The organism is Oscillibacter sp. CAG:155, from assembly GCA_000436875.1.
In the GTDB taxonomy this organism is placed as follows: Bacteria; Bacillota; Clostridia; order Oscillospirales; family Oscillospiraceae; genus Oscillibacter.
This window is the reverse complement of record FR890914.1, coordinates 15816-24373: the sequence shown is the minus strand read 5'-3', so window position 1 is coordinate 24373 and position 8558 is coordinate 15816. Positions and strand designations below refer to the sequence as shown.

General features: G+C 61.4%; 8 protein-coding genes. All 8 read right to left on the bottom strand.

Annotated elements, in window-relative coordinates; genetic code table 11:
• Window positions 1-203: Dabb family protein (locus QZL67_RS06365; protein ID WP_292920002.1), on the bottom strand; the 203-nt coding region annotated here is incomplete at its 3' end.
• Window positions 200-1405, bottom strand: coding sequence for a pyridoxal phosphate-dependent aminotransferase (locus QZL67_RS06360; RefSeq protein ID WP_022289910.1), 1206 nt, complete (start codon window positions 1403-1405; stop codon window positions 200-202). The genes QZL67_RS06365 and QZL67_RS06360, both read right to left, overlap by 4 nt.
• Before the next feature lie 456 nt (window positions 1406-1861).
• A complete protein-coding gene (locus QZL67_RS06355) occupies window positions 1862-4357 on the bottom strand; it encodes a DNA translocase FtsK (RefSeq protein ID WP_306765928.1) in 2496 nt (831 codons plus the stop codon).
• Window positions 4358-4510: 153 nt separating this feature from the next.
• Window positions 4511-5347 (bottom strand): undecaprenyl-diphosphate phosphatase, encoded by an 837-nt coding sequence (locus tag QZL67_RS06350; RefSeq protein ID WP_022289908.1) that lies wholly within the window; start codon window positions 5345-5347, stop codon window positions 4511-4513.
• A gap of 137 nt (window positions 5348-5484) precedes the next feature.
• Complete coding sequence (gene rnc / locus QZL67_RS06345) at window positions 5485-6177, bottom strand: ribonuclease III (protein ID WP_022289907.1); 693 nt, start codon at window positions 6175-6177, stop codon at window positions 5485-5487.
• Between the two features lie 51 nt (window positions 6178-6228).
• Window positions 6229-6477: an acyl carrier protein gene (gene acpP / locus QZL67_RS06340; RefSeq protein WP_022289906.1), complete on the bottom strand. Its 249-nt coding sequence runs from the start codon at window positions 6475-6477 to the stop codon at window positions 6229-6231.
• Between the two features lie 90 nt (window positions 6478-6567).
• The gene (gene plsX, locus QZL67_RS06335; protein WP_022289905.1) at window positions 6568-7593 is read right to left on the bottom strand and encodes a phosphate acyltransferase PlsX; all 1026 of its coding nucleotides are present in this window, start codon (window positions 7591-7593) and stop codon (window positions 6568-6570) included.
• Window positions 7590-8558 (bottom strand): methylenetetrahydrofolate--tRNA-(uracil(54)-C(5))-methyltransferase (FADH(2)-oxidizing) TrmFO (trmFO, locus tag QZL67_RS06330; RefSeq protein ID WP_292920000.1); only part of this gene is annotated, 969 nt, incomplete at its 5' end. The genes trmFO and plsX, both read right to left, overlap by 4 nt.

Sequence of the window (8558 nt, the reverse complement as noted above, 5' to 3'; positions counted from 1 at the left end):
TCCCGATAGGACCGGAGAGCCTCTAAATCCCGGAACTCACTGACCAGGACCGCATCATAATTGCCATCTCCGGTGTTGACGGCCACCTCGCTGCGCAAAAGCTCCGGAATCACGCCCTGCAAACTCCGCAGGCCGTCCAGAAACCGGGCCTGCTCCGCCTCCGTACCGGGGTGGAACTTCCACATGACGATATGCCGGATCACGCCTGCTCCTTCCGGGCGTTGTAGGCCTGGATGCCCAGGCCCAGCAGCTCAATGGACCGGGCCAGGTCGGCAGGATTGGTCACATAGGCGATGCGGATCTCGTTGCGGCCTCTGCCGGGGGTTCCGTAGAAGCCCTCGCCGGGAGCGTACATCACAGTCTCGCCGTGGTCCTCAAACTCTTCCAGCAGGAAATACTGGAGCTTTTCCGCGTCATCCACCGGCAGCGTGGCCATCACATAGAAGGCACCCTCGGGATGGCTGAACTGAACGCCGGGGAGCTTCTCCAGCGCCTCCACCACCGTATCCCGGCGGCGGCGGTACTCCTCCCGGACAGCGTCGTAATACGACTGGGGCGTGGAGCGGTACATGGCGGCAGCGCCCACCTGGTCCAGTGTGGCGGCGCACAGCCGGCCCTGGCAGATCTTCATGGCCTGCTCCATCAGCTTCTGATTGCGGGTAATGAGGGCGCCCACCCGGGCACCGCAGGAGGAGAACCGCTTGGACACGGAGTCAATGATGGCCACATTCTCGGCGGCATCCTCAAACTCCAGCATAGAGCTGAGCTTTTCCCCGCTGTACACGATCTCCCGGTATACCTCGTCGCTGATGAGCAGCAGGTCGTGCTCCTTGGCAATATCCGCCAGCAGACGCATCTCCTCCGGGCGCAGCACTACGCCGGTGGGGTTTCCGGGGTTGGTGACCATGATCGCCCGGGTATGCTCGTTGATCAGCGGCTCGATCTGCTCCCGGGTGGCGTAGCGATAGCCCTCCTCCGCCTTGGTGGGAATGGGGCGGCCCACACCGCCGGTGACGCCCACAAAGGTGGTGTAATTGGGATAGAAGGGCTCCGGGAGCAAAATCTCATCGCCTTCGTCCAGAATACAGGAGAGCACGATCTCCAGTGCCTCGCTGCCGCCGTGGGTCGCCATGATGTCATCGCAGGTAATGGGGAACCCCAGGTTGACGTAGTAGTCCCGCACTGCCTCCAAATACACCTCCACGCCGGGAGACGGCGCGTAGGCCAGTACAGACTCGCCGAAGTTCCGGACGGCGTCAAAGAAGGACTTGGGCGTCTCAATGTCCGGCTGGCCGATATTCAGGTGATAGACCTTGCGTCCCTTTGCTTGTGCCGCCACCACGTAGGGGTGGAACTTTCGGATGGGAGAGAGTTCGCACGCTTCGATCTTGCTGGAAAACTTCATGTGAATGACCTCCTTCGCTTGATGGTTCAACTGCTGCTTCCATACCACGGCGGAATTGGGAAGATGTGCCGCCGACACAGGTGCATCGTCAAAAAAAACGCCCCTGACAACTGTCAGGGGCGAAAAACTTTCACGGTACCACCCTGATCTGTCCCCGCAAGCGAGGACATCTCATGTCATCTTGTAACGGTGATGAACCGTCCCGCCCCTCACAGGCTGCTCCAAAGTGGCTTGCTTTCTGGCGTTGGCTGGGGACTTGCACCATACACCCCTCGCTGAGAACCGGTTTCAGAAAGCTGGCTTTGTCATCGCGTTTCTTCGTTTTATTATAGCCCTTTGCGGCCATTTGTCAAGGTGGAGATTTCCGACTTTTGGAATCTCCTTCCCAGATGCGGCAAAGCCGTGTATCTTCCCGGGAAGGGGAAGATACACAGCTTTGTTGGTCGGGCAAAACGCTTAATTTTCATCCACCGGGAATGGCGGCTCCTCGGGCGCAGCGGCATCGGACGCGGCATTGCCGCCCATCTGCATCTCCTGCCACTGGGCCCGGGTGATGAGCAGCTGACGGGGCTTGGAGCCCTCGAAAGGCCCAACGATCCCCCGCTCTTCCATCTGGTCCACCAGCCGGGCGGCCCGGGAATATCCCAGTTTCAGCCGCCGCTGCAGCATGGAGACAGACGCCTGTCCCGTCTCCAAAATCACTTCCACCGCTGCGGGCAGCAGCTCGTCTCCCTCTTCGTCGCCGGAGTCTGCGGAGGCGGAGCCGCCCTTGGCGCTTCCCTTGTCCTTTTCCTGGATAGACGCCTCGATCTTGGCGATGACATCGTCGTCGTACTGAGCCTCGCCGGTCTGCTTGACAAAGGATACCACCTGCTCGATCTCCTCCGGGGAGATAAAGCAGCCCTGGACACGGGTGGGTTTTCCGGCCCCCAGAGGAGCGTAGAGCATATCGCCCTTGCCCACCAGCTTCTCCGCGCCGGTGGTGTCCAGAATGATGCGGGACTCCAGAGAGGATGCCACCGCAAAGGCGATCCGGCTGGGGATGTTGGCCTTCATGAGGCCGGTGATGACGTCTGCCGAGGGACGCTGGGTGGCAATGACCAGATGCACGCCGGCGGCACGGCCCATCTGGGCCACCCGGCAGATGGATTCCTCCACCTCTTTGGCCGCCACCAGCATCAGATCTGCCAGCTCGTCGATGACCACCACCACGCTGGGCATAGTTTCCATTCCCTCCGTGGCACGGGCCAGTTTGTTGTACTCCTCCAGCTTCTTGACGCCGCACTCGGAGAAGGTCTTGTACCGCTTCATCATCTCAAACACGGCCCACTGCAATGCACCGGCGGCCTTTTTGGGGTCTGTCACCACCGGGATCAGCAGATGGGGGATGCCGTTATACGGGGCCAGTTCCACCATCTTGGGGTCCACCATGATAAAGCGCACCTCGTCAGGGGTGGACTTATAGAGCAGGCTGATGATGAGGGAGTTGGTACACACGGATTTACCGGAACCGGTGGTACCGGCAATCAGCACATGGGGCAGCTTTTCGATGTTGCCCACAATGTTGCGTCCGCCGATGTCCCGGCCCAGGGCAAAGGCGGTCTTGGACTTATGCTCCGCAAACTCCCGGGACTCGATGACGTCCCGAATCAGTACCGGCGTGACAGACTTGTTGGGCACCTCGATGCCCACCACAGAGATCTTGTCAGGAATGGGGGCGATCCGGACGCCGGTGGCGCCCAGAGCCAGGGCAATATCATCCGCCAGATTGGTGATCTTGGAGAGCTTCACACCCTGCTCCAGTACAAACTCGTACCGGGTGACGGAGGGACCATGGACCACATCGCCGGGAGTTGCGTCCACACCGAAGCTGTTGAGCGTCTCTGCCAGACGGCGGGAGTTGTTCCGCAGTTCCGCACCAGCCTCGATGTGGTTTTCTCCCTGGCTTTCATGCAGCAGCGTAATGGGCGGGAACTGATAGTCCCCCTCCCCGCCGGAGAGTTTTTCCTGAATCTCCGCCGTCACGGCAGCGGTCTGCGCCGCCACCTCCTTGGCGGTATTGGCCTTTTCCCGCCGGGCAGAGGGCTCTTCCGGAGTCAGGGGTGTCGGTGCAGGGGCCGGGGAGGGCGGCTGCACTGGCTGCACGGTCTGCGCCGCCTGCACCGGCTCCGCCGGGATGGCAGGCGTCCGGGGAGCCGCAGATTCCGCAGGGGCTGAAACCTCCCGGGCCGCAGCGGCAGGCTCTTCTCCACTCTCCCGCAGTACCTGGGCGGGCGTCATCTGCTGATCGGACTTATGCCGGAAAAAGCTGGTAAAGCGTCCCGGCTCCTTGCTGGCAGGCTCGGGGGCGGCTGCCTGTGCCCGTGTCGGTTCACCGTCCAGCGGAATATCAATGGAAGCCCGGGTACGGTCCTCTCTGCGGCGCCGGGGCGGCTCTGCCGGGATGGCGGGGATCTCCGGCTCGGGTTCCTCTTCATAGACCGGACGGTTGCGGATCTTCTCCACCATCGCCGCCGGAGTCAGGTGCAGTGCGGCCATCAGCAGCACCACAAACAGTACAAGGAAAATGACGATGGACGCCACTTTGGAAAATACTGCCACGGACCCCGCCGCCAATGCGCCGGACACAGCGCCGCCGCATTTCAGGGAAACGCCGTCCTGCCACAATACTTTCAGGATACCAAAGCCAGGATTATACGTTTTGGATACAAAAATCATATGTCCCAGCACGCCGAAGAGCACCGGAAGCAGCAGGGTGCAGGTCACCCGCAGGCGAACCGGACGGCCATGGTGAAACATCAAAATAGCGGACGCAAGCAGAAAAGCCGGTCCCGCCAGACAGTAGCCATAGCCGAAAAGCCCCTTGAGCAGCAGCGCCAGCCAGTCGATAAAAATGGCGCTGATCCCGAAGTAACTGACCACCGTACACAGGGCCAGCACCAGCAAAATCACACTCCAGACCTCCCGGCGGATGGGCTGCTTTTTCGGCTGTGCCGGCTTCCGGGTACGGGAGGATGAGGAGGTTCCTCGTGCGGATGTGCTTTTCTTTTTTGCGGTGGGTTTCTTTTGCGAGGCGGATGCCACGGTATGTACCTCCTTATAGGATCACTGGGTCACGATGGTCAAAAGCAAAGTTGCCGCGCCGGCAAACCAGCAGTAATAGGCGAACCAGCCAAAGCGACCCTTGGCAGCGATCATCTTCAAAAGCCGGATGCAGGCATAGCCCACCACGGCGGACACTGCCACGCCCACCAGATATACCGGCACGGAGGGCCAGTCGATGCCCGCCTCCACCGCGTCTTTCAGGCTCAGGATGTTGGCGCCCAGGATTGCGGGAATCGAGAGCAGGAAGGAAAAGCGTACGGCGAACTTCCGCTCAAAGCCCACGAAGCAGCCGGCGGTGATGGTGGTGCCGGACCGGGAGATGCCGGGGTAGGTGGCGATGGCCTGGGCCACGCCCACGATCAGCACATCGATCAGTGTGGCGCTGCGCTCCGTCTTGCGGCCATGGCGGACCCGATCGCTGGCAAAAAGCAGGCAGCCGGTGACCAGGAGGGCGCCGGCCACAAAATACATGTTGTCGCTCAGCCCTTCCACCAGATCCTTTACCGGCAGGATCAAAAACAGCGGCAGCGTACCTACGATGATCAGCAAAATCAAACGGCGGGCCGGAGGAATGGGGTCCGGTGTGCTGCGGCGGGCCAGATCCCGCGCACCACAGATCAGTTCCTGGATCATGTCACGAATATCCGACCAGTAGGCCACAAATACCGCAACCAGAGTGCCCAGATGGAGCAGCACATCAAAAAAGTCGGGAATCTCTGTGGCGCCGGATACGTTCAAAAGATGCTCCGCGATGGCCAGATGGCCGGAGCTGGAGATCGGTAAAAACTCTGCAATGCCCTGGACCAGGCCCAGGAGAATAGACGACAGCAGGGACAATCAGCTCACGCTCCTTAATGCTCATATGGAAATTAGTATAGCATAGCGGCAGGGAAAATTCCAGTCATATTTGCACCCCGCCGGAAAAGGCGGCGCAGGGGCCGGCAGCCATGCCGTCCCCTGCGGTTCAAGTACGATTAAGAATTTTCGGTCTCGCTCATGGATTCCAGCGCCGCTCTGGCAGCGGCCTGCTCCGCCTCTTTCTTGCTATGGCCCTGGCCCCGGCCGGCGACTTTGCCGCCCACGGCCACTTCCATCTCAAAGACGCGGCAGTGATCGGGTCCAGACTCCTGCACCAGCTCATAGGTAATACTCACGCCGGGCGTCCGCTGTACCAGTTCCTGCAGCGCGGTCTTATAATCCCGGCGCCGCTCCTCCACAGCCTCCTCCTTCTCCGCGTCCAGCAGACAGCGGTGGATGAGGTCCGATGCCGCGCCGATGCCGCCGTCCAGATAGACCGCAGCAAACACCGCCTCCGTGGCATCTGCCAGGATGGACGTCCGCTGCCGGCCGCCGCCGCTCTCCTCGCCCCGGCCCAGCTTCAGGTACCGGCCCAAGTCCAGCTTGCGGGCCACCTCATAGAGGCTCTGCTCACACACCAGTGCGGCCCGAATCCGGGTCAGGTCACCCTCCGGCAGGTCCGGGTGCTGGGCGAACAGAAACTCCGCCGTCACAAACCCCAGCACGGAATCCCCCAGAAACTCCAGCCGCTCGTTGCTGCGCAGATGGGCACTGCGGTGCTCGTTGGCATAGGAGCTGTGGCTCAGGGCCTCGCTGAGGAGCGCACGGTCCCGAAACGTGTAATTCAGTTTTTTCTCCAGTTCCTCCATGACGTTCCTCTCCAAAAGGAAGCCCCGCGCGGGGCGGGGCGGTTCCTCATCTTATTTATTCAGCTTTCCCGCGATATAGTTCACCGCGTCCCCTACGGTCTTGAGGCCGCTCAGATCCTCCTCCTGGGTCTCGCCGATCTCGAACTCCTCTTCCATGGCCATCACCAGTTCCACCAGGTCCACGGAATCGGCGCCCAGATCTTCCTCGAAGGAGGTCTCCATGGTCACCTCATCCGGTTCCATGGCAAACTGCTCGGCCACCAGGTCTTTCATCGTCTGAAAAATCTCTTCATTCGACATGCTGTTCACTCCTTACGGGATGTTGGGATGTACTCGCTGGGGTAATCATACGGCAACATCCGCGCCGGTGTCAATAGGGGAAGTAAATTTTTACGCTTCCCCCTGGACCCGCATATGGTCGATGTTTGCGGCAATGTCGTCAATAAAGCCGCTCTGGGCATATTCTGCCGCCCGGAGCACAGCGTTGGTGATGGCCCGGGCGTCCGATCCGCCGTGGGCCTTGATGACCGGCTTGGAAATTCCCAGGAAGGGCGTGCCGCCCACCTCAGAGGGGTCCAGCAGCTTCTTCATCTGCTCCAGATCCCCCTTCACCATGCCGGCTGCCAGCTTGCCCCGGGTGCTGGCGAGAAAGACACCCTTGAGTTCCTTCAAAAGGAACTTGGCGGTCCCTTCCAGGCCCTTGAGCAGGATATTTCCGGTAAAGCCGTCGGTCACCACCACATCGGCCTTGCCCAGCATCACGTCGTTGGCCTCCACATTGCCGATGAAGTTGAGCTGTCCCTGCTCCGCCGCCGTCTGGAGCAGCGGATAGGTCTCATGGCGGAGATTGTCGCCCTTCTCCGCCTCGGCGCCGATGTTCAAAAGGCCCACCCGGGGACGCTCCACTCCGCAGACCCGCTGGGCATAGAAGCTGCCCAGGTACGCAAATTGCAGCAGATATTCCGGCGTGCACTCGGCATTGGCACCGCAATCACACAAAATGGCCTGGCCGCCCAGGACAGGGATGCTGGGTCCCATAGCCGCCCGGCGGATGCCGCGGATACGCTTGGTCACCAGCGTGGCTCCCGCCAGCAGGGCGCCGGTGGACCCGGCGGAGACGAACGCATCCCCCGCCCCCTCTTTGAGCAGGTTCAGTCCCACGGTAAGGGAGGAGTCTTTCTTCATTTTGAAGGCCGTGGCGGGATCATCTGCGATCTCCACCACCTCTGTGGCCCCCTTGATCTCCACACCGGCGGGCAGGCTCTTTTCGCCGCAGGCCTCCACAGCCCGCAGGACCTCCTCCGTCCGCCCCACCAAAAGGATCTCCAGGCCGTGGGTGCGGTTTGCTTCCAGTGCACCCTGGACGATGGCACCGGGGGCGTTGTCGCCGCCCATGGCGTCTACGATGATCTTCATGAAAGGACCTCCTCTCTCAATCCGTCAATGATTGTCAACGACCGCTGGGACAGCTCGGCATTCTTGTTCCGTTTGCCCTTGACCCGATGGTCCAGCGGCGGCATAATGCCGAAATTGATATTCATGGGCTGGAACACCGTCACAGACTGGTTAGACACATACAGCCCCAGTGCGCCGATGGCGGTCTCCTGGGGAAAGTCCACCGGGGGCTTGCCCTGCAGCCGCCGGGCGGTCTCCACCCCCACCAGAAAACCGCTGGCCGCCGACTCCACATATCCCTCCACACCGGTCATCTGACCGGCAAAGGAGATGCGGGGCTCCTTTTTCAGGCGGTAATAGCGGTCCAGCAGGCGGGGACTGTTCAAAAACGTGTTGCGGTGCATGACCCCATAGCGGAGAAACTCCGCGTCGTGCAGGGCGGGGATCATGGAAAAGACCCGGCGCTGTTCCGGAAAACGCAGGTGGGTCTGGAAGCCCACCAGATTATACACGGTGCCGTCGGCATTGTCCCGCCGCAGCTGCACCACGGCGTAGGGCCAGCGACCGGTGCGGGGATCGTCCAGTCCCCGGGACTTCAGCGGACCGTAGAGCAGCGTATCATGTCCCCGGCGGGCCATGACCTCCACCGGCATGCAGCCCTCGAACACCTTGCCGTCCTCAAATCCGTGGACCGGCGCCTCTTCGGCGGTAGTCAGGGCCTGCCAGAAAGCGTCGTACTCCTCCTGGTTCATGGGACAGTTGACGTAGTCCGCCGTGCCCTTGTCGTACCGGGATCCCATCCAGGCGTAGTTCATGTCCACGCTCTCGGCGGACACCAGCGGGGCCGCCGCATCGTAAAAATGAAGGGCCGTGTCCTCCCCCAGCAGCTCACCCAGCCGCTGCGCCAGCGCATCGGAGGTCAGAGGGCCGGAGGCGATGACCACCTCTCCCTTGGGGATCTCCGTCACCTCGCCCTCTTTCACGGT